Origin of the sequence: Flavobacterium hydrophilum, assembly GCF_003202405.1 — a bacterium.
Taxonomy (GTDB): Bacteria; Bacteroidota; Bacteroidia; order Flavobacteriales; family Flavobacteriaceae; genus Flavobacterium; species Flavobacterium hydrophilum.
In genome coordinates this window covers 156,451-180,064 of sequence record NZ_QJHL01000001.1, presented here as the reverse complement: position 1 = coordinate 180,064, position 23,614 = coordinate 156,451, and the positions used below count along the sequence as shown (strand labels likewise).

Genomic DNA, 23,614 nt, shown 5'->3' with positions numbered 1-23,614 from the left:
CTATATGAATCTAGTAGAACAATCCGAAGATTTCGTCAGTAATTTACTCAAAGATAAACTATCTAATTTATATTCTTACCACAATTTTAACCATACTCAAAGTGTGGTAAATGCAACAAAAGAATTGTGCGAGAAAGAGAAAATAAATGCTGATGAAAAGGAATTACTTTTGGTTGCTGCATGGTTTCATGACACTGGATACACAAAAGGTTATGAAAATCACGAAAATGAAAGCATAAAGATTGCTACAGAATTCCTAAAAGAGAGAAATCAATCAGATGATTTTATAAAAAAAACAGGAGAGCTTATAGCTGCTACGGCTAAAGAATATGTTCCGAAGAATCATTTAGAAAAAATAATTAAAGATGCTGACTTCATTCACATCATTAGTCCTGAATATACAAGCACATGTGAATTATTGCGTCTTGAATTAAAAAATACCGGAATTGTTGAATTTTCTAATTTGGAATGGGCTACAGAAAATTTCAAATTTTTAATGACCAAACATCGTTTTTACACGGATTATGCTCAAAAAAAATGGCAGCCCTTAAAAGAAAAAAACCTGGTTAAAATTCAGAAAAAAATAAACAAACAGGAAATAAAAGAAGCCATTACTATTGAAGAAGAAAACAAAAAAAAGGAAAAATCAGAAAAAACAGAGCGTGGTGTTGACACTTTGTTTCGTGTCACTTTAGGAAATCATACACGTTTAAGTGGAATTGCAGACAGCAAAGCAAATATTTTACTATCTGTAAATGCTATTATTATTTCAATTGCACTTTCTTCTATCATTCCAAAATTAGATAGCCCAAAAAATGCTCACTTGGTTCTACCTACCTTCATAATGCTGATTTCGAGCGTAATCACTATCATTTTTGCTATTTTATCAACAAGACCTAAAGTGACTTCAGGATTTTTTACCAGAGGTGATGTCGAAGCCAAAAAAGTAAATTTGATGTTCTTTGGGAATTTTTACAAAATGCCTCTTGAAGATTACGACTGGGCAATGAATGAAATGATGAAAGACCGTGATTATCTATATTCTACAATGATCAAAGATTTGTATTATCTTGGATTGGTTTTACAGCGAAAATACAATTTACTCCGAATTGCCTATAACTTTTTTATGGTCGGAATTATCATTACGGTAATTGCATTTGTAATCGCTTTTAAAAGCATTTAAAAAAGCTCAACAAATTTAGTTGAGCTCATCTAATAAATCCTGATAAGTAATTTTCTTTGTCGCAGCGCTGGTAACATTATTAATTACTTTAACGCGAATTGCTCTCAGACCCGAAACACCCTGAAGATCTTCAACTTCAAATTGTTCTATCGCAGGTTCCAGTATTTTTTTATGCTGTAAATATTTGATATATTTTAAATATTCAGCTTCTTCACTATTTTGAGAATATACGATTGTTATTTTTTCTTTCTCGGTAATTCTCTCTATACTGCCTTTTATATGTGCTTTATCAATACGTTTTTTAACAACTTCGTATCTGGCGTTGTATGTTCCGTCTACATCAAAACGTTTTTCATCCATCCTAAAACGGATTGAAAGAGCAGAACTAAAAACTAAAATAAGCGAAGTAACATCCAATTCATAAGGAAGAGATTCCTTAAGCTGATGATGTTCCAGCTCCATTTCACATAAAGTCTGCAATTGCCATAAACGCAGATTATGCAGATACATAATATCAAAAGGTTTTGTAGGCGAAATTGAAGCTCCTATATATAAGTTATGTTCAACACCGTCAGTTTTAAAACGTTCATAATAATGCGGATATATTTGCTGAGCTTCTACTTGTTTTTTATCCAGAACAGAAGCCAGCTTTTTGTTTATAATAGACATTGCATTATCAAACTTCTTTCTTTCCTGATAAAACATTCCTGTTTTTTCATCCAGACTTTCAAAGTATTGTTCTTCCAGTTTTTTATTGATAGCCGTATCTTTTGTATTTTTTAAAATTGGATGAATTTCTTCTTCTATATAACGTTGAATATATTGTTCAGTATCCGCTTTTAAAGGCTGATCCAATTCATCACGCAACGATTCCAATTCAAACTTACGCTGCTCCAAAAGCATCAGATTGCTGTTTGGTTTCTGATTTTCGAAAATCTGTAAAATAGTATTCAGCTGATTTTTCAAATCCCTTCTCACGGTATCATTCCTATGTTCAGAAGAACCTTTAATATCAATTTGCCCATATAGAGGAAATACATTTTTAAACACAATTTCCTTGAAAATATAATCTTTCGCCGGATTTGTATTTTGAAAATAATTTTGAGATTCCTTTTTAAATTTCCAATATACACTAGGGTGAATTGTAGTATACTCACGCTGAATAATCGCTTCAACCTGATGCTGCATATCGGTATTATATCGGTCAATTGTATCGGTAAGATAAGGTAAAACCAAATCCAGTTTTGTAGCGTTTACTGTGTTTAAAGCTCTTGGAACTTTTGAAACCAATTCCACTACCCCTAACAAATGTCCGTCCTTAATAACCGGAGCAAATACACAGCTTTGAATATTTTGCTTTAATAAATGTTCCCCAAGATGTTTGTTTGTAGATTCTTCTTTAAATTTTTGAACATTAGAAATAACAAAAGGTTCTTTATTGTCTAATAAATTTTCAAAAGAACATCCAAAAAAAGCATTTTTGCATTCTACTTCCTGATTCGTAGAAAGCAGGAAACTCTGCAGCTGATTATCAAACTTAACAGGTCTGATAAATTTTTCCTCCTCAGGATTATAGATGATAAAACCGACTTGTAGATCCGGAATTTTAAAGATTGATTTAAAGATATTTTCGATAATATCATTTGATGCCACTGTTTTTGTATCCGGTTTTAGCAAATTACTTTTCAAATTTGAAATAGCACTTTCTGTAGTGGCATCAAATAAAGAAACAATTCCAAAGCCTTTTAATACCCAGCTTCCCGGTGGAAATTTAGCTTTCCAGAGATCAATGTCACTGTAATTATCTATTAATAAATCAATATCGTCTTGTGAGAGTCTTACCGAATTAGATGTTGGAGTAATCTCCATAAAATCGGCATTGTACATAATACGATAATGCTTTTCAATTCCACTCTCATCCGGAATATCATAAAAAAAGATTTTATTAAATTCTATGTTTTGTTTATAATAGCTACTCAAAATCAAGCAACAATTACTGATATAGAATTGGTGATCATCAAAATCACGGATTTCCATATAAAATTCATCGCCCGCATTGCGCAAAATTTTCTTAAAACGTTCGGTATAATTAAAAGAAATGTTTTGAAAAGGGATTGTTACTGCCTTTATCTCATTATTAGTTAAAGCTGTTGGAAACAAGTCAGCCATTATATTTTTGATTAAAGCCTCATGATTTTTAATAAGACTGTAATCTTCTATCCCGGTTCTGAATTCCGGAATTGATTCTATTTGCTTTAAAATAGCTTTTGCATAATTTGACCGATAATCAACATCCGACAAAGCGATTTCTTCAAAAGACTCGATTAATTTATGAAAAGAGATGATAGTTTTAAATGGACTATCTGTGTGCAAAACAGGTTTCATCTGAATTTGTTTTAGAATGCAAAATTAACAATTAAGTCAATCTGTTTTCTATTTCTTCTGTTTTAATTTCAATTACGTTTCAATTCAAACTTATTAAAACAAAAAAAGTCCTCATTAGAGGACTTTATATTTTTAGTAAATTGCAATTAATTACAATTTAGCAACATGTTTAGTTAATTTAGACTTCAGGTTAGAAGCTTTATTATCATGAATGATGTTCTTTTTAGCTAATTTATCAATCATAGAAATTACAGTTGATAATTTTGCAGTAGCATCAGATTTGTCAGTAGCTAATCTTAACGCTTTGATAGCATTACGAGTAGTCTTATGCTGGTATCTGTTAAGAACTCTTCTTTTTTCGTTACTTCTGATTCTTTTTAATGCTGACTTATGATTTGCCATTTTCTTTAAATTTTTAGATGTAATAATTATTATAAATACTAGTTAAAAAAGAAAAACCTCCCACAATTGTAAAACAATCACTTTGGTTTTAACTAATAAAATAAAAACAGAGACACCAATTTTTATTTCACAAAACTTATTTACAACTAATTTTTGTAGTCTGTAAGGGAATCGAACCCCTGTTACCAGGACGAAAGCCTGGAGTCCTAACCCCTAGACGAACAGACCAATTTCTTCTAAGTTCTTTTCAATTTAAAATAAAATTGAAATTGTAGTCCGTGGGGGAATCGAACCCCCCTTACCAGGATGAAAACCTGGCGTCCTAACCGATAGACGAACGGACCATTAACATCAAGTGTAATAACATCTGCATAAAAAAAGTAGTCCGTGGGGGAATCGAACCCCCCTTACCAGGATGAAAACCTGGCGTCCTAACCGATAGACGAACGGACCGTGTGTTTCTCTAATGCGGATGCAAAAATACAACTATTTTTAAGATGTACAATACCTGATGCAAAAAAAATATTTTTTTTTTAATAAGCCTTAGCAAACAACACTCTTTTCATAGACGAATTCCCAGTAAAAACGCAGGTTCCCGCCTCCTCTACATGACTCAAAGGAATGCATCTAATTGTTGCTTTTGTCAAGTCTTTTATTTTTTCTTCAGTAGCAGCTGTACCGTCCCAATGAGCCGAAACAAATCCGCCTTTACCATCCAAGACTTCTTTAAACTCTTCAAAACTATTTACTTCCGTAATATGAGCATTGCGATAGTCTAATGCTTTGTTAAATAAATCCGCCTGAATCTGTTCTAAGAGGTCATTTATATAATTCACGATTCCTTCACCAGAAACCGTTTCTTTTGATAATGTATCACGTCTTGCAACCTCAAAAGTTCCGTTTTCTAAATCTTTTGGACCGACAGCAATTCGAACAGGAACTCCTTTCAATTCCCACTCAGCAAACTTGAATCCTGGTTTTTGCGTCGTTCTGTCATCATATTTAACCGAGATTCTTAATTTTCTAAGTTTAGCTGTTAAATCATTAACCGCAGCTGTAATTTCGGCTAATTGTTCATCGGTTTTATAAATTGGAACAATAACAACTTGTATTGGCGCTAGATTTGGAGGCAAAACCAATCCCTGATCATCAGAATGTGTCATAACCAAAGCTCCCATCAAACGTGTCGAAACTCCCCATGAAGTACCCCATACATGCTCTTGTTTTCCTTCGGCATTAGCAAACTTTACATCAAATGCTTTTGCAAAATTCTGCCCTAAAAAGTGTGATGTCCCTGCCTGTAATGCTTTTCCGTCCTGCATCAAAGCCTCAATACAATATGTTTCATCAGCTCCGGCAAAACGTTCTGTTTCGGTTTTTACACCTTTTACAACCGGAATTGCCATAAAGTTTTCTACAAAATCAGCATAAACATTCATCATTTTTTCAGACTCTTCTAATGCTTCTGTTTTTGTAGCGTGTGCAGTATGTCCTTCCTGCCATAAAAATTCAGCCGTTCTTAAAAACAAACGGGTACGCATTTCCCAACGCACCACATTTGCCCATTGGTTAATCAATAAAGGCAAATCTCTATAGGACTGCACCCATCCTTTATATGTAGACCAGATAATTGCCTCACTTGTTGGACGAACAATAAGCTCCTCTTCAAGTTTAGCATTCGGGTCAACCATTAGTTTTCCGGGTTTATCAGGATCGTTTTTTAACCTGTAGTGTGTCACGATAGCACATTCTTTCGCAAATCCTTCTGCATTTTTTTCTTCAGCTTCAAACATGCTTTTAGGCACAAATAAAGGAAAGTAAGCATTTTGATGTCCGGTTTCTTTAAACATCCTGTCTAACTCAGCCTGCATTTTTTCCCAAATAGCATATCCGTATGGCTTAATTACCATACATCCTCTTACTCCTGAATTTTCGGCTAAATCTGCTTTAACAACCAGTTCGTTATACCATTTCGAATAATCTTCTGATCTTGTAGTGAGGTTCTTACTCATATTGAATAGTTTGGCACAAATTTTGTTTTATTTTTTTTAACTAAATAGTTTGACAAAACTAACTATTTTTGTAATGTGCAACAATAAAAAACACCACAGATATGAAAACTTCTATATACCTTCACCAAAACTCAGTTTATTTTTATGCAATAGGAATACTGAGTTTTCTACTGACATCGTGTGGCTCTTACCAAAACACTTCATATAATGACAATGATGGAGTTTATGGCAACCGCACTTATGCTCAATCATCAAATACTAGTACTGCTAATAACCAATATCAAGATTATTTCAAGTCATTACAAGATGACAATATGCCTACAGAAATCTTTACAGATGTAGACAGCTACGGCAACTATGCAGAAAGCGACAGTACACAAACTACTTCTACAGCCACTGCATATCCTTCATGGGGAAGCTCCAACTCAGAGATTTCAGTAAACTTTTACTCAGATCCTTACTGGTCTATGGGCTACGGATTTGGATGGGGAAGTCCTTATTATGGATGGGGCTACGGTGGTGGTTTCTGGGGATACCCAGGGTATTGGGGACCTGGATGGGGTTATTCTGGATATTGGGGACCAGGTTACGGATACTGGGGAGGCGGCTATGGCTACAATAACTACTCTTACAACTACGGAAGAAGAGGATCTGCTGTTTATTATGGAGGAAGAAATTATGCCTCTAACAGAAACTACAGTACCGGAAGAAACTATAACTCGGGAAGAAATTATACTTCTAACAGAAACTACACAACCAATAGAAGTTCTACAAGCAGACAAAACAGCTATTCAGACTACAGACGAAATTCTTCTGTAAATTGAAGAACTTATAATTCAAGCCCGAATTTTACGAATCGAAGAAACACTACAACTCAAAGTAATAGCACTGATTACTCTAACAGAAGATCAAGCACCACTACTACTAATAACAGAACTTACAATAATAGTAGCAACAACAACTCATCAAGAAGCTACTCAACACCAAGCTCTTCATCTTCCCGTTCATACAACAGCGGAAGCAGCAGTGGAAGTATGAGATCATCTGGCGGCGGCGGCGGAGGAAGATCATACGGTGGCGGAGGCGGAGGAAGAAGGTAACAATTTCTTTCTTCAGCGTATCTGAATACATATTAAACTCAATTAAAAATGAAAAAAATACTTATCCTACTTATAACAGGACTAACTGTCAGCATATCACATTCTCAGGAAATTTCCGACGCTATGCGATATGCACAAGACAATATAACCGGAACCGCCCGCTTTAGAGCAATGGGTGGCGCCTTTGGAGCACTTGGAGGAGATCTTTCATCTTTATCCGTTAACCCAGCCGGATCTGCTATATTTATAAACAATCAGGTTGGAGTTACTTTTAGCAATCAAAGTATCAAAAATAATTCTGATTATTTTGGCGAACAGACCAGCGACAAGGAAAACTCTTTTATTTTAAACCAAGTCGGGGCTGTTTTTGTTTTTAATGATCATAATCCGAATAGTAACTGGAAAAAAATTGCAATTGGTGCTACATATGAGAACACCAATAATTTCAACAATAATGTCTTTTCAAGAGGCACAAATAAAAACAAAAATTCAATTGACCGCTATTTTTTAAATTATGCGAATGGAATACCTTTAGGAGATATTACTGGTTTCGACTACACAGATTTGTTTTATGATGAACAGCAAGCTTATTTTGGATTTTATGGAAAAGTAATACTCCCAGCTAACCCAAACGATACTAACAACACACAATACAACACTAACATTCCTACTGGTGGAAATTATATACAGGAAAATGAAATTTATGCGCGGGGATACAATAGCAAATTAAGTTTCAATATCGCAACATCCTATCAAGACAGGATTTATCTGGGAGCCAATTTAAACGTTCATGTTACCGACTACAGAAGATCCAGCAGTTTTTTCGAAAGAAACACGAGCGAACTGGAACCAACTCAAACTATATCCAATGTGCGTTTTAACAATGACTTGTACACCTATGGAAATGGATTTTCTTTTCAATTAGGCGCCATTGCAAAAGTTACAGAATCATTTAGATTAGGCTTAGCTTACGAATCAAATACCTGGTATGAATTATACGATGAAATTTCACAAAGTTTATACTCAACAACAGAAAATAACGCAAATCAAGCTATTGACTATGACGTAAATCCTAATATAACAAACGTTTATGACTCATATACTTTGCAAACTCCAGGAAAATTTACTTTTAGCGGCGCTTATATATTTGGGAAATCAGGCTTAATTAGCATTGATTACTCTATTAAAGATTACGGAAATACCAAATTCAAACCCACAAACGATTCAGGATTCAGAGGACTAAATAACACAATGAACAATGAGTTAACCTCAAATGGTGAATTAAGAATTGGAGGCGAATACAAAATCAAACGACTAAGCTTACGCGGAGGATATCGTTTTGAAGGAAGCCCTTATAAAAACGAATCTACAATTGGAGATCTAAACAGTTATTCTGGTGGCTTGGGGTATAATTTTGGATCAACAAAATTAGATTTAGCATATTCCTATACTGAAAGAGAATCCAATCAGGGATTTTTTGCGACCGGATTAACTGACCCGGCAAAAATTAATTCTAAACTTAACAATGTTACGCTTACCTTATTATTTGAATTGTAATTAGAAATCAAAATAGATGAATGAAGATTTCCGTCTGGTTCTTTACCCGACGGATTTTTTTTAGCCCTGATAGAAGTGAAAATCCTTTTGCTTTTTTTCTTAAAAAGCAAAAGATTGTAACAGATAGCAGGAAATAGCTCCTGAAAAAACACCTAAAACAACTCTAAACAAGCGGTGTTTGAATAAAAAAGTGTAATTTTGCACTCCAATTTATAAAAGTATGAGAACCAAGTCTTTAAAAAAGAACAAAATTAACGTAATCACTCTTGGGTGTTCGAAAAATGTATATGACAGTGAAGTGCTTATGGGACAACTTCGTGCCAACGGTAAAGAAGTACAACATGAAGCTCCTGAAAAAGAAGAAGGGAACATTATCGTAATCAACACTTGTGGTTTTATTGACAATGCGAAAGCAGAATCAGTAAACATGATTTTGGAATATGCTTATAAAAAAGACAGAGGCTTAGTTGATAAAGTTTTTGTAACAGGATGTTTATCTGAACGCTACAGACCGGATTTAGAAAAAGAAATTCCGAATGTAGATCAATATTTTGGCACTACAGAATTACCTCAACTTTTAAAAGCTCTGGGGGCCGACTATAAACATGAGTTATTAGGAGAACGTTTAACTACGACTCCAAAAAATTATGCTTATTTAAAAATTGCAGAAGGTTGCGACAGACCCTGCAGCTTCTGTGCTATTCCGCTTATGCGTGGTTCACACGTTTCGCAGCCTATTGAAAAATTAGTAAAAGAAGCACAAGGCTTAGCTAAAAACGGTGTTAAAGAATTGATTTTAATTGCTCAGGACTTAACTTACTATGGCCTGGACCTTTACAAAAAGAGAAATCTTGCTGAATTATTAGAAGCATTAGCAGCTGTTGAAGGAATTGAATGGATTCGTCTGCATTACGCCTACCCTACTGGCTTCCCGATGGATGTTTTGGAATTAATGAAACACGAACCGAAAATTTGTAATTATATTGACATTCCGTTGCAACATATATCTGACAATATTTTAAAATCGATGCGTCGAGGAACAACTCAGGCCAAAACAACTCAATTATTAAAAGATTTCCGTGCTGCAGTTCCGGGAATGGCAATCAGAACCACATTAATTGTCGGTTATCCAGGCGAAACTCAGGAAGATTTTGAGATCTTAAAAGACTTCGTTCAGGAAATGAAATTTGACAGAATGGGCTGTTTTGCTTATTCTCATGAAGAAAACACCCACGCTTATCTATTGGAAGACGACGTTCCTGCCGATGTAAAACAAGCAAGAGCAAATGAAATTATGGAATTACAATCTCAGATTTCATGGGATTTGAATCAGGAAAAAGTTGGACAAACCTATAAATGTATTATTGACAGAAAAGAAGGCGCTCATTTTGTAGGAAGAACAGAATTTGACAGTCCAGATGTTGACAATGAGGTTTTAATAGATGCCTCAAAACATTACGTAAAAACTGGTGAATTTGTTAATATCAAGATAATAGAAGCTACAGAATTTGATTTATACGGAGAACCTGCTTAAATTTACCGTAACCGATTTTTAAATTTCAACTTAGAAAATACTTTTATGAAACTTATACAATCTTTTTTTCTATTAGTTTTTACTTTATTAAGCCTTAATTCGGTTTCGGCTCAATATGGAAACGGATACAATAATGGCTATGGTAATGGCTATGGCGGAAGAGGCGGCGGAATGGGAATGGACAGAAGCATGATGCAGGGCCCGCAAAGCAGCCCAAGCAAGCCAAAAGAAGTTCCTGTAGAAGAAACAGCTGCTAAAATTGTAGAACAAATGAAACCGGAAGTAAATCTTGATGAATTGCAGGTTATTGCCATTACAAATGTTTTAGCTGACAGCATGAGAGAGCAAGGTGTTCTGTTGAAAAACGAAAGCAGTAGTCAGGATCAGAAAGTTGAGCAGATAAATGCATTAAGAGAAGTTACAAACAAAAAAATAACCGCTTTTTTAAATCCTGGCCAAGTAGAGAAATATACTGCTTTTATGGCTAATTTTAAAGAAATCAAAAAAACTAAGTCAAAAAAGAAGAAAGATAAAAAAGAAGTTAAAGAAGATACTGAAGAAATAAAACCTGCAGAATAAACATCTCAATCTAAAATGTAATTAAAACATGTTAAAAAAACATTTTTGCTATCTGATTATAGCCATTATTATTACTTCCTGCGGGACAAAAAACCCCTATAAAACTACTGAGAAAGTTTATGATCAACAGCTTAAAACGTTAGAAAACCAAATAACAAGTAAAGAAGTTCAGCCTATAATGCCCGTAGTTCCACCTGTAGTTATTGATACTACTTATGCTTCTCAATTGGGCATCGTAAAGGATACACTTTCAAAAACAGGATCTACAGCTTTATTAAATGGCATCAACACGGAATGGGTTGGAACTGTCAATTTTAATTTGAGAAAACCGAGCTTCGTCATTATTCACCATACTGCTCAGGATTCTTTACAACAAACTATAAGTACATTTACAAAAACCAGAACACAGGTAAGCGCTCATTATATCATTTCTGAAAACGGAAAAGTTGTTCAGATGCTCAATGATTATTTAAGAGCCTGGCACGCCGGAGCTTCTAGCTGGGGCAAAAATACTGACTTAAATTCTTCTTCAATAGGTATCGAACTTGACAATAATGGTTTTAAACCTTTTACTGAAGCTCAAATAAGCAGTTTAGTAGCTCTTTTAACCAAATTAAAAAAAGACTACAACATTCCGACACAAAATATATTAGGTCATGCTGATATCGCTCCAGGAAGAAAGCAAGACCCTAGCGCTTTATTTCCATGGAAAACGTTGGCAGAAAAAGGATTTGGAATATGGCCTGACGAAGTTTTAGAAGAAGCCCCTTTTGATTTTAAAATTGAACCTGCATTGCGAATTATTGGCTATAACACCAAAAATCTTTCGGCAGCAATAATGGCTTTTAAATTACATTATATCCAAACAGACACTACAGTTACTTTAGATCGAAAAACAATAGACACCATTTATTCGATTTACAAGAAGCAACTTCAATAATATATAAATAACTTTATAAAAAATGCGTTTTGGACTATTCAGAACGCATTTTTTTATATTTAAAATCTTCCTGCAACCTCTTTATCTATACCAAATTTAACTACAATTACAAATGTCATATCTAAAAACATTTATCTTTCAAATTAGCAAGAACCCAAAACCATACTATGTAGGGACTCAAACTTATTTTACAATCCAATTTATACTTTTTTAGACCATTTTAAATGAATTTAAAATAGTCATATACTTTATAAATCACATTAGAATTTCTTCTTCTAAATTTATATTATGGCTGTGCCAGTCTTCAAAGAATGACCTTCCTTATATTTTTTAGGCTATTAAATCTTAATTTTAGAAAAGGTATAAAACAAAAAAAACAGAAGCATCTGTACAATATCTATTGTATTAATAAATTGATTCTTTAACTAAAAATATACTTAATTGTAAAACAGAATTAATCTCAAATTGTAACTAATTAAAAAAGCTGCCAAAATTTTACAATTTTGACAGCTTCCAAAAAAAAAAAAAATATCAATCTTTACCTCTATAAAGAGTATATTGTTGCAATTAGTTCTTAGAATCCGTAAACTAAAGCTATAAGTACTTGAGAAGCAGATTTAGCAGGAGCCAAATCAGAGTCTACAAACAGAACTTCATCTGAGTTAGAATCAAGTCTAAACTCCGGGATAATAGTTAAACCGTTTATTTTGTAATTTCCTGATAAAGTAAAAGCAGTAACATTAGTATCTCCAGATCCTTCTTTAAATTTAAAATATTCACCACGTAAGCCTAAAGAAAAAGCATCACTGATTGCATAAGATGGATATAAAGCCGCTCCTGAATAACCTACATCACCTTCGTTAGAAAAATCAGCGCCATTTAAGCCTAATTTGAATTTTTCAGTTAATTGAAATGTGGCAGTCAAATCAACAATAGTTCCACTTACCGAACCATCCAAAAAATTCACATAAGCACTCGCTTTATCCGTTACATAAGACAATTGACCTCCAACGGCATTTAATCCTTTTTGAGAATCTGCTTTGTATGTATTCCAGGAGTCATTAAACACCCCTACCATTGCGCCAAATTTTTCAGTTATGGCATAATTTGCTTTAACACCTGCATTTTGGAATGGTCCGTATGAAAACAAATAAGAAGTAGAGTAGTGAAAATTAGCTACAGGAGAGATTACTTCATACCCAATAAATGTCCCCATATAACCTGCAGTAAGGCTAAGTTTATCAGTAACTGCATAACTAGCGTACAAATTTTGGATATGGAATGAATTGTCCGCATTTGAACTACTTCCATCACCATTTGGTAATGATTGGTATTGACCTCTTGGTCCAAAAGAAATTTCACCTACGAAAGAAATGTTCTTTATTTTCTTCTTCAAAGCAATATCTAACATTCCTAAAGAAACAGAATTCTGATCTGTTGCGAAACTTGTTGGGATATTAGGAACTTTGGCAAAATCATATTTATAATATATATCCCCGGAACCTGTGATTTCTAAAGGAGTAGTTTCTGGTGCATCCTCTTGTGCAAATGCAAAACTTGTTGTTAAGGCTAATGATAAAATACATAATACTTTTTTCATGTGTAAAATTGTTTTTAGTTATTAATTGATTCTGGTTAGTTAAATTTTTATCTCTATTATATAATACGATTGCACTTTTTGAACTTCAAATCCGTCTAAATCATCATCATTTTCTTCAGCGAATTTATTAACTTTTGTATGAGTAGAATAATCGAAATCTATTTTTTTGACGTTTTAGATGAAGATTTACGGATTACAAAAATTAAATTAAAAATAATCGTTTTTTCACATTTATAAGGATATGTTTTTAAAAATACATCAACAGTATTTTTTAGTTTTAATTTAAAAAAATAGGGTTAACGAATTTAAAAACATAAAAAATACTACATTTTTAATTAATTTATAGTTTTAAAAAACCATAACCCCTATAAAAAATAGGGGCATTAATTAAAAAACAAAAAAACACCATCACTAAACACCTTCATTGCTAACACAAAAAACAAACAGTTAAAATTCTTACAAAAAAACAAAGATTAGTTCTTAACGAAAAGCCATAAAACCTTTTAAAAACAAAGAAAGCCTGTTCGTTTTGAACAGGCTTTCTTTATGCATGAGTAACGAATTGATATTACTCCTGACTATTATATTTTATTAAAAATTCACGAACTTTAATTCCGGACTCTTTCAAATCTTTTTCTTTCCAGCGACCTTCAGATTTAGCTGATTTTTGCAAAATCGAACAAGTTTCATCTTTATCAGAGACTGACCAGGTAATCCAGCTTAATTTTTGGGCTTCCATCCAATCAATATATTCCTGCCATGCTTTCATATTGAGAGGTCCGTCTCCTGTAGCTTCCATACCCGCTGATTCTGAAATAAAAATTGGAAGTCCGCTTTTGATTGCTTCATCAGTTGTATCTCTCAATTCTTTTCCATGGGTTGCAGCATAAAAATGCATCGTATACATTATATTATTATATCCTAAAACAGGATCAGCTGCCGGAAGATTAACGTCCTGATCCCAGTGCGGAGATCCGACCAGAATAATATTTTCAGGATCATTACTTCTTATTACCTTAATAACTTCTTCAGCATACGACTTAATTTGTGGCCATGTTTCATCATCAGGCTCATTGAAAATCTCGTAAATGATATTTGGATATTCAGCATACTTCTTAGACATCTCAGCAAAAAAAGCCTTTGCTTCTTCTAAATTTATATTATGGCTATGCCAATCTATAATTACATAAATATCAGATTTAATAGCCCCTTTTATGACTACCTCAATTTTATTTTTCGAAAACCGCGGATCCTTTATATAAGACATATCTCCTAATTCGATTCCCATAGCGGCACGAACTACATTGCAATGAAAATCTTTTTTCAGCCAATTAACCGCTTTTTCATTGTAAAATCTTGGCCACATGCTATGCCAGCCAAAACTCATTCCCCTCAAAACCACTGGGTCATTATTTTTATCAACCAATTGAGTTCCTCGAACACTTAACTGCCCATGCTTTTTTACAAATTGGGCATTTGCAGAACAAAACATTAATAATAAGGTAGCGACAAAAAGCTTAATTTTTGATTTCATAATAAAGGGTTTATGGAATTAATCTGAGTGTGATAACATCGTGAGAAGCAATATCTGCTGTAAAATTCTTTTTAGTATTACCAATTTCTTTATTTTTCCAAAGATCCTTTACTTTAAAAACTGTTTTATTAAAGTCTGCTTCATAACCAAAATCTACATCTTTGATTACATGTTTTTTCCAATCAAAATTGATTTTTTTAGTTGCTTCACTTCTGTTTAAAAAAGTAACTGCCCAATTCCCATCAGACAATGGTTTTACCCAAACTTCCAATCCATCCTCTGCTAAATATTTAAAACCCTGAATACCTAATTTATCCTGATTTACAGCAATCAATTCCTTATTAGTTAAAATTGCTAATGTTTCTTTAGACATTTTTCTGTAATCATTTCCGCTAAACAAAGGTGACGACAGCATACACCATAAACTAAAATGCGCTTTATCCTCAATATCATTCATCTCATTACCTACTTCCATCATATCAAAATCATTCCAATGATCAGGACCTGAATATTTGCGAATGTCTTTACGCATGTCTGCTATTTTCATGAATCCCCAGGATGACCAATTTTCAGGGTGTTTAAATTCGCAATCAAAACACGGGTAAATATCTCCTGAAATCCTCCAAAGGTTCCCAACAGGTTTACCCCACTCCCATGGCTGATTATCGCCCCATTCGCAAAGACTAAACATTATAGGTCTTCCGGCAGTTTTTAATGCATTACTCATTGTTGTATAAGCTTCGGGGGCAGTAATCCCTTTTGTGTTGCACCAATCGTATTTTAGAAAATCAATTCCGAGTTTAGCATAAAAACGGGCATCCTGATATTCGTAACCACGAGTTCCGGGATATCCGGCACAGGTTTGTGTTCCGGCACAATTGTATAATCCAAACTTTAGGCCTTTGCTGTGTACATAATCAATTACAGCTTTCATTCCGTTAGGAAATTTAACCGGATCCGGTATTAAATCTCCATTTGCATCCCGTTCTTTAGCCATCCAGCCATCGTCTAAAACTATATAATTATAACCTGCTGCAGCCAGTCCTGATGAAACCATAATATCTGCAGTTTCTTTTACTAGTTTTTCATCGATATTGGTTGCAAAAGTATTCCACGAGTTCCATCCCATTGGTGGAGTCATTGCCAGACCTTCAAATTTTCCTCCTGCTTGATTGTGTGTATTTCCCTGACCAAAACCCGATACTGAAATACACAAAGCCAATATTAAAATTATTTTTTTCATTTTTTTTATATTTTAAAACACATTATAAAAAATGTTCCCTAATTTTTCAATCAGGGAACATTTTAGACTAACTCAAAATTAAACAAATCATATTTTATAGAAACCCAATATCGTCTAAATAAATAACACTAGCAGGCGTAATTGTACCTCCTGAAAATTCCTGAATAAATACATTATCAAATTTTCCTTCAGGTAAAAGATTTGGATGCAAATTTGAGATAGGAATTGAAATATTATTCCATTTACCTGGCTCCAAAGTAACTGTCGTACCTTTACTAGAGTCATTTCTATCGTTATTTATGGTAACCATAATCTTAGTGGTTTCAGTAGGGAATATAGACATTTTAAGGAATTGATAGTCTGCAGTATCTAAGACTATATTAGACCCCATATAAAGTCCATTCCATGAAAGTGCCTCCTTTTTGATTGAATATGTTCCCCTGCTCACATTTTCGGTACTTTGAAATTCAGGCTGAGCATCCCATCCCCAACCAGATCCTTTCAATGAATCTTCGTAAAGTAAATATTTAAGACCTATACCACTTGGAGCAGACACACCGAATTCAGTTTCTACAACAATAAGAGCATACGAATCAAAATTAGCCGGAATGGTTACTTTTATTTCTGTTTTAGATACAGACGTAAATACAGCAGCAGTAGAACCAAACTTTACACTCTTAACTTTTACAAAATTTTGACCCGTAATTGTAATAACATCTCCAGCGGAAGCCAATACTTGTGACAGAGTGCTAATTACCGGGTCTGGAGGAGTTAACTCAATTACATTATCTAAAACATGTACAAAACCATTTGTCCCGTAATAATCCAAACCTGGCGCAGCTTTATCAGAACCATTTACTTTCAAAGTATATACATTGTCAACAATACTTACATTTACTGTTAACAAATACAAATCCGGATTAACAACATTAGCCATCGTAGACAATTCTCCAGTTTCTAAATAATCCGCTTCAATACCGGTTAATTTACCCACCCTCTTTTTAGCTCCTTTGACTACATGACTCAAAACAAGCTGTTTCAAATCAGGAATTGGTACCAAATTAATATCCGGATACCCTAAATTGTTAACATATCCATTAGCAACCAAATAAGCATTAATAGCTACATCATTTGGTATAAAATAGGTATAATCATCTGTTGTATTTAATGTCGATTTCAAATCTGCTAATTCTATAGCTTTTGCATAAAGACTTAAATTAGTATTGGCTTCTATCAATCCATAAACATTATTGTAATTTTGTTTTGCTCCTCCAACATCCTGAATAGCATTATCACAGGAAGAAGTCATTGCTGCCAAAAAAGCACACAAAGCTATCTGTTTTAATTTATATATTATTTTCATAAAATTTTCTTTTTAATAATTATCTAAAAGATATAAAGAATCAGTAATTAATGATTCTTTTGATATTCTTTACTATTTTAATATTAGCCCCAAATCATCAATATAAATTGTGTTTCCTCCTGCCTTACCTCCAAATTCCTGAAAAGCAATTTTATTTAATTCTGATGGATTATTAAGAGCACTAAAGGGAATCTCAATATAGGTCCAATCTCCCGAAAATTCATAAGATGGCTTAACAGCATCACTACCATTTATAAAAACACCTATTTTACCCGCATTCTGCCCCTTTAGAGTAGCTCTTATCCCTTTATATTTAGACATATCAACATTAGCACTCACAATATTAAATTCTAATCCGTTCCATTGCTTGGCCGCCCATGAAATACATTTTGAACCTTGCTTCGGATCTTTATCATAAGCAGCATTAAAAGGATTCGTATTGTCCCACAAACCAAAAGCAGGATCACCACAAAGCGAAGTAAAAGCATCGTCGTAAATAGCACTTCCAAAGGACTGGCCCGCAACTGTAGTTCCTGATACATTGGTTATAGAAAGTCTTTTGTATTGAAGATTCTCATTCGGTACTTGTACTTTTATTTCAGTTAATGTTGATTCAATTGGTTCTACACGAGTAGTACCAAAATTCACTACAGGGCGTAGAAAAAAGTCTCCTTTAATAGTTATAACATCCCCTGGATTAGGATTAATTGGAAATCCTGTAATACTAGGAGAAGGAGGTCTTACCTTTACAGAATATACCAAAGTACCTCCTTTGGTTACCATTTTTAATTCGTCCATCTCATTATAATAAGGAGTATCCTTATCAATACTTATTACAATAACATTCTCTGTCACCAAAGTTGAATTAAATACGGTCTCCAAACCATTAAATGATATTGACTTAAGAGTTGAAAAACCCGAACCTCTAATAATATAGGTGTTTCCTGCATTTACCTCATCTGTCAGCACATCTACTTCTCTATCTCCTTCCACTAAAGGATCATCAACTACTGACCTACTAATACTTGTAATTACAGGAGCACTACCACTGCCACCATCATCATTAGAACAAGAAGCGAGCAGAAAAATTGAAGCAAGAAAAGAAAACTTCAACAACATTATTTTTTTTATATTTTTCATAATTGTTTTTTCTTTAAAGTTTATTTAAAAACATAAGGAACCGGAGCCTCTTTTAATTTTGGATTTTTTCTAACATCAATTTCCGGTTTAGGAAAAATAAAATCTGTTTCAACAGGAATATAATGTTTAACCCCCTGCGAATCAAAACCTCTATCTTGTTTAGATACGATTTCAATAGCTTCTGCACGTGGCAATCTTCCTAAATCATACCAAAACTCACCCTCAAAAGCGAATTCAACACGTCTTTCCTGAAACAAAGCAGTCTTTGTCAAAGGAACATTAAGACCCAACTCTCCAAGACCTGCTCTTCTTCTCACTTTATTGTAAGATTCTTTTGCAGCAGCATTTGTGGTTTCGTTGGCTCCTGCCATAACAGCTTCGGCGTGAATTAATAAAAGATCCGCATAACGCATAATATAATTACAGTTATTCATACCTCCCCAGTTATCTACTGGTCCGGTTTCTCCTGTTACCTGTCCTACCACATACTTTTTTACTGCGGCTCCAGTATTATCTAAAAGACTTGGATATTTAACTTTATCTACCTTAAATCCAACTACACCATCAGCTTTAATATTAGGGTATTCATCTCCATAAATCAAATAAGATTCTTTTCTTCTTACATCTCCAACTTCAAAAGCATCCTGAATATCATTTGACGGCACATAAGTTGCTCCATAAGAAACCCCATCGTTAAGTATATCCAACCCATACTGTACGTTTGAAAAATTCCCTCCCTGATATTCTCCTATAGCACCAGACCATTGCCAGGAATAAATAGACTCATGATTGTTGTTTTTACTAGTCAAAAACAAATCAGCAAAGTTTGGCAATAAATCAAATTCTCCTGAAGCAATTACCTTTTCAGCCATTTGTTTAGCATCAGGATATTTTTTTTGATATAAATAGACTTTAGCCAGAAACGATTCTGCAGAACCCTGAGTAACAAAAATATTTTCATTGCCTGCAGTTCTTGATCTAACTTTTGATTTTAAATTTGCTGCTGCATATTTCAAATCGTTTTCAATAAATTTATAAACATCCTCAACTCTGTTTGTATTTACCATAGGATTTTTTGCCAATGCCAAATTATCCTCAATAATTGGCACAGGTCCAAATAAACGCACTAAATAAAAATAAGAAATGGCTCTGAAGAAATGTGCTTCGGCAATGGTGTTTTTAATAACAGCCGAACTTACATTTGGACCTGCACTACTTTCAAGAGTATTAATTAAATTATTAGATTGCGCAATAACCCCAAAACAAGATCTCCATGGGTCTGACAATATAAAACTGTCAGAAGTTAGTTTAAATTGAATTAACTCCGGACCATCTGCATATGCCAAACAATTCCCTGATGATAATTCAGACAATGCATAAAAACATTTTGTATAAAATGGCGCCCACATTTTTCCATACATTCCATAAGTAGTTCTTTGAACCTGCTCATCAGTACTATAGAACTGATCACTAACATAGCCATCTTCAGAAGGGCGATCTAAAAATTCATCGCTACATGAAGCAAAACCTAAACCTAGTGTAAAAAACAATACTAGGGTCTTTATATTGATTATATATTTTTTCATAATTGTAGTATTAAAATTCTATGTTCATTCCTAAAGTAAAGCTGCGATTTGTTGGATAACGTCCTGAATCAATTCCCGATAACAATGCATCCTGATTGTACGATCCAACTTCAGGATCATAACCTGTATATTTTGTAAAAGTATATAGGTTTTGTATCCCAAGGTAAAATCTTAATTTACTTAAACCTGCTTTAGAAAGAATATCAGAAGGCAAACCGTAACCAAGTGTAACTTGTTGGATTCTTAAGTACGACCCATCCTCTACATATCGGTCTGAAATAGCGATATTTGGGTGTCCGTCAGAGCCATCAGGTCTCGGATATTTTGCATCTGTATTTTCTGGTGTCCAAAAATCAACAGCCTCAGCTAATTGATTCTCATACAAACGTTGATTCTTTGTTCCGGCACGTCTGGTCAGGTTCATTACTTTATTCCCATAAGAACCCTGCAGCATTACACCAAGATCAATGTTTTTATATTTAAATGTGTTATTAAATCCATAAGTAAATTTAGGTTGTGGATTTCCTATAAAAGTCAAATCTTTTTCATCAATCAGACCATCTTTATTTTGATCAACATACTCCACATCTCCTAATTGACTTTTCACCGCTTTATTTCCCGTAAATGGTATCGGTGCATTTGCTAATTGCTCATTTGTCCTAATAATTCCAACCGTTTCATAACCATAAAACTGACCAATTGGCTGACCAACTACTGTTTTAGTAACTGCTTTATTTGTGTAATCATTAAGCATTACATCTTTTGTTAAATCAAAATTGTCTTGCAAACTCAATAATTCATTTCTGTTTAATGAAAAAATAACTTTAGAAGTCCAGGTAAAATCTTTTCCAAATTTATTATCATACCCCAGAGACATCTCGAAACCTTCGTTTCTCAAGCTTCCCAGATTTACTCTTGGAGCCCCTAATCCTCCTTGATAAGATTCTAAGCCTGTAACATAATAAGGTAATGGAAGTGTAAATAAGAACCCTGCTGATTGTTTTCTGTAAACATCAAAACTGGCGGATAATTTAGAATGGAAAAGTGTAAAATCTAATCCAATATTTGTCTGCTCACCTGTTTCCCATGTTAAATCCGGATTGGCAATATTAGCCGCTGTGAAAAAATTCCCCATCGCAGACTTAATTGAATTAATATTACTCAAATAAGCTCCTCCTCCAATATTTTGATTCCCTGTTTCTCCATACCCAATTCTAAATTTGATATTATCGATATAATCTTTTGTTCCTTCCATGAAAGGCTCGTTAGATAATTTCCATGCTCCCGAAATAGACGGAAAATATCCCCATCTTTTTCCCGGCCCAAAATTTGAACTTCCGTCAGCTCTCATAGTAGCCTGTAAGCTATATCTATCACTAAAGTCATAATTAAAAGTACCAAAGAATGAATACAAACCAGAACTTCCTTTATATTCACTGGCAACCAAAGTATCCTGATCTCCTAAATTAATAGAGCGAACATCATTACTTAATAATTTTGAAACAGATTGAGCGTTTCCAAACCAGTGACTATCATTAGCTTCCTGCCCTGCCAAGATATTAAAACCATGTTTCCCTAACGACAACTTATAAGTCAAAACATTTTTTATATTAATACCATACCAAGTGCTACTTCTTTCCTGAAGCTGATTAATATCTCTAACTGCAGTTCCCCAAACGTATGTAGGCTGAAAACCTTCAAAATTCGAAATATCAGTTGAACCTCCTAAATCAAAACGATATTCCAATCCTTTTGCTAACTTAAAAATGCTATAAAAATTTCCGGAAAAGTTCTTTTTAATCAAATTATTAGTGTTCATCAAAGCAGATGCGACTGGATTAATCCATACATTTAGCGCCTCTTTAGGCGGACCTGCATAACTGCCATCTAAATTTCTGACAGCAACATCCGGAGTAGATAAAATTGTTGTACTGATAATACCATTGCTAGATCCATTAATAGTAATATCTTCATTAGTAACACCAGCCCCGATTGAAACTCCAACACTAAGCCAATTTTTAACTTTTGAATCCACATTAGTCTTAAAAGTATATCTCTTAAAAGCAGACCCAATAACTATACCCTGTTGATCAGCATAACCTCCTGATATGTAGTAACTGGTACCATCTTTTGAACCTGAAAATGACAATTGGTGATTTACCATAATAGCCGTTTTATAAATTTCGTCCTGCCAATTAGTTCCTGATCCTAAAACAGAAGGAACTGCAAACTCATCTCTTGGTCCAACTCCATAATATTCTGCCAAGGCATTTTGCTGTATAGCATATTGACTCAAATTCATTGTATCTAACAAACTTGTAACCTTTTGTGTAGAATAAAAAGTATCATAAGCTAATTTTCCTGTACCTTTTTTCCCTCTTTTTGTGGTAACGATTATAACCCCATTTGCTGCTCTCGAACCATAAATAGCAGTCGCTGAAGCGTCCTTTAAAATATCATAAGTTTCTATATCATTAGGGTTAATTAAAGATAGCGGGCTCGTAGAAACATTTCCGGTATTAGCGCCCAAATAACCGCTTACTATATTTCCACCTGTAGCCTGATTAGTTGCATCACCGGAAACAGGAATTCCATCAATAATATATAGAGGCTCATTTGTTCCGGATAACGAACTTATTCCACGGATTCTAACAGAAGCACTAGCTCCGGGCTGACCTGAGTTATTCGTTACCTGAACCCCGGCAGCTCGTCCTTGAAGCATCTGGTCCATAGACACTTGAGGAGAATCAGCAAAATCCTTTGCCGTAACTGAAGAAATTGCACCAGTTACATCTTTTCTTTTCTGGCTTCTATATCCAACATTTACCATAACCTCACGCAAATCTTCAGCACTTAGTTTTAGTACAACATTAATTGTCCCTCCGTTTTTAACATTAATTGTCTGAGCAACATATCCAATAAAAGAAACTGAAATAGAGCTGTTTGCAGGCACATCAATAGAGTACTTACCGTCAAAATCTGTTGAAACTGTTTTTTTTGTACCAACAACAGAAATATTAGCTCCGGGAATGGAAAGCCCCTTATCATCTGTTATTATCCCTGTCACCTTAACCTGAGCCGTAATAAAATTACATGTCAGCAACAAAAATAAAATCAATGGAATTGCTCTGTGGTTAGCATTCCAATGAATAAAATTAGTCATTAGTTTTTTCATAATAAATGTTTGGTTAGTTTAAAGTTTAATAAAGCAGTAAAAAAGAAGTAAGATTTTAACTGATTTATTTTTAACAAATCTATAACAGAAGTTAATGTGATGTTAATAGTATTATATCATTTAATGATAATATTTTTACTTAATCAATTTAAAAAAACATATAGTGAAATAAAAACATGTGTTTTTTGAATTTTTCACAATTAAAGAACACAAAAACACTATCAGAAGTAAACATTAATTAGTAAATAAGCAAAAATTAAAACGATTTCGTTAAAAATAAT

At 33.8% G+C, this 23,614-nt stretch carries 16 protein-coding genes and 3 tRNA genes; 6 read left to right on the top strand and 13 right to left on the bottom strand.

The features are described from left to right. Window positions 1-4 precede the first annotated feature (4 nt). A complete protein-coding gene (locus tag DMB68_RS00840; RefSeq protein ID WP_110344793.1) occupies window positions 5-1,183 on the top strand; it encodes a Pycsar system effector family protein in 1,179 nt (392 codons plus the stop codon). A 15-nt stretch (window positions 1,184-1,198) separates the two neighbouring features. Here the strand turns inward: DMB68_RS00840 and DMB68_RS00835 are convergent, their stop codons facing one another. The 6 genes from DMB68_RS00835 to proS form a co-directional block, all read right to left on the bottom strand. Next, on the bottom strand, window positions 1,199-3,568 hold the full coding sequence (locus tag DMB68_RS00835; protein ID WP_110344792.1) for a GAF domain-containing protein: 2,370 nt from the start codon (window positions 3,566-3,568) through the stop codon (window positions 1,199-1,201). 150 nt (window positions 3,569-3,718) lie between these two features. Beyond that, the gene (rpsT, locus tag DMB68_RS00830; RefSeq protein WP_089052957.1) at window positions 3,719-3,970 is read right to left on the bottom strand and encodes a 30S ribosomal protein S20; all 252 of its coding nucleotides are present in this window, start codon (window positions 3,968-3,970) and stop codon (window positions 3,719-3,721) included. A gap of 156 nt (window positions 3,971-4,126) precedes the next feature. Then, window positions 4,127-4,198: transfer RNA gene (locus DMB68_RS00825), tRNA-Glu, on the bottom strand. Between the two features lie 44 nt (window positions 4,199-4,242). Continuing rightward, a tRNA-Glu gene (locus tag DMB68_RS00820) sits at window positions 4,243-4,314 on the bottom strand. Window positions 4,315-4,351: 37 nt separating this feature from the next. After that, a tRNA-Glu gene (locus tag DMB68_RS00815) sits at window positions 4,352-4,423 on the bottom strand. Window positions 4,424-4,503: 80 nt separating this feature from the next. Continuing rightward, on the bottom strand, window positions 4,504-5,982 hold the full coding sequence (proS, locus tag DMB68_RS00810; RefSeq protein WP_110344791.1) for a proline--tRNA ligase: 1,479 nt from the start codon (window positions 5,980-5,982) through the stop codon (window positions 4,504-4,506). Window positions 5,983-6,083: 101 nt separating this feature from the next. On the opposite strand from proS, the gene DMB68_RS00805 reads away from it, so the two are divergent. From DMB68_RS00805 to DMB68_RS00785, 5 genes are all read left to right on the top strand, one after another. Continuing rightward, a complete protein-coding gene (locus DMB68_RS00805; RefSeq protein ID WP_231131555.1) occupies window positions 6,084-6,806 on the top strand; it encodes a hypothetical protein in 723 nt (240 codons plus the stop codon). Between the two features lie 324 nt (window positions 6,807-7,130). Continuing rightward, window positions 7,131-8,639, top strand: coding sequence for an OmpP1/FadL family transporter (locus DMB68_RS00800; protein ID WP_110344790.1), 1,509 nt, complete (start codon window positions 7,131-7,133; stop codon window positions 8,637-8,639). A gap of 220 nt (window positions 8,640-8,859) precedes the next feature. Next, on the top strand, window positions 8,860-10,173 hold the full coding sequence (gene rimO, locus DMB68_RS00795; RefSeq protein WP_110344789.1) for a 30S ribosomal protein S12 methylthiotransferase RimO: 1,314 nt from the start codon (window positions 8,860-8,862) through the stop codon (window positions 10,171-10,173). A 45-nt stretch (window positions 10,174-10,218) separates the two neighbouring features. After that, window positions 10,219-10,752 (top strand): hypothetical protein, encoded by a 534-nt coding sequence (locus DMB68_RS00790; protein ID WP_110344788.1) that lies wholly within the window; start codon window positions 10,219-10,221, stop codon window positions 10,750-10,752. Window positions 10,753-10,780: 28 nt separating this feature from the next. Then, window positions 10,781-11,692, top strand: coding sequence for an N-acetylmuramoyl-L-alanine amidase (locus tag DMB68_RS00785; protein ID WP_110344787.1), 912 nt, complete (start codon window positions 10,781-10,783; stop codon window positions 11,690-11,692). Between the two features lie 574 nt (window positions 11,693-12,266). Here DMB68_RS00785 and DMB68_RS00780 read toward each other — a convergent pair. From DMB68_RS00780 to DMB68_RS00750, 7 genes are all read right to left on the bottom strand, one after another. Beyond that, a complete protein-coding gene (locus DMB68_RS00780; protein WP_110344786.1) occupies window positions 12,267-13,292 on the bottom strand; it encodes a porin in 1,026 nt (341 codons plus the stop codon). 568 nt (window positions 13,293-13,860) lie between these two features. Continuing rightward, the gene (locus tag DMB68_RS00775) at window positions 13,861-14,826 is read right to left on the bottom strand and encodes a glycoside hydrolase family 5 protein (protein ID WP_110344785.1); all 966 of its coding nucleotides are present in this window, start codon (window positions 14,824-14,826) and stop codon (window positions 13,861-13,863) included. Window positions 14,827-14,836: 10 nt separating this feature from the next. Then, window positions 14,837-16,069 (bottom strand): glycoside hydrolase family 27 protein, encoded by a 1,233-nt coding sequence (locus tag DMB68_RS00770; protein ID WP_110344784.1) that lies wholly within the window; start codon window positions 16,067-16,069, stop codon window positions 14,837-14,839. Window positions 16,070-16,163: 94 nt separating this feature from the next. After that, the gene (locus DMB68_RS00765; RefSeq protein ID WP_110344783.1) at window positions 16,164-17,432 is read right to left on the bottom strand and encodes a fasciclin domain-containing protein; all 1,269 of its coding nucleotides are present in this window, start codon (window positions 17,430-17,432) and stop codon (window positions 16,164-16,166) included. A 72-nt stretch (window positions 17,433-17,504) separates the two neighbouring features. Then, window positions 17,505-18,572 (bottom strand): hypothetical protein, encoded by a 1,068-nt coding sequence (locus DMB68_RS00760; RefSeq protein ID WP_110344782.1) that lies wholly within the window; start codon window positions 18,570-18,572, stop codon window positions 17,505-17,507. Window positions 18,573-18,592: 20 nt separating this feature from the next. Next, the gene (locus tag DMB68_RS00755) at window positions 18,593-20,158 is read right to left on the bottom strand and encodes a RagB/SusD family nutrient uptake outer membrane protein (protein ID WP_110344781.1); all 1,566 of its coding nucleotides are present in this window, start codon (window positions 20,156-20,158) and stop codon (window positions 18,593-18,595) included. Between the two features lie 10 nt (window positions 20,159-20,168). Next, window positions 20,169-23,333, bottom strand: coding sequence for a SusC/RagA family TonB-linked outer membrane protein (locus tag DMB68_RS00750; RefSeq protein ID WP_110344780.1), 3,165 nt, complete (start codon window positions 23,331-23,333; stop codon window positions 20,169-20,171). Between the last annotated feature and the right edge of the window lie 281 nt (window positions 23,334-23,614).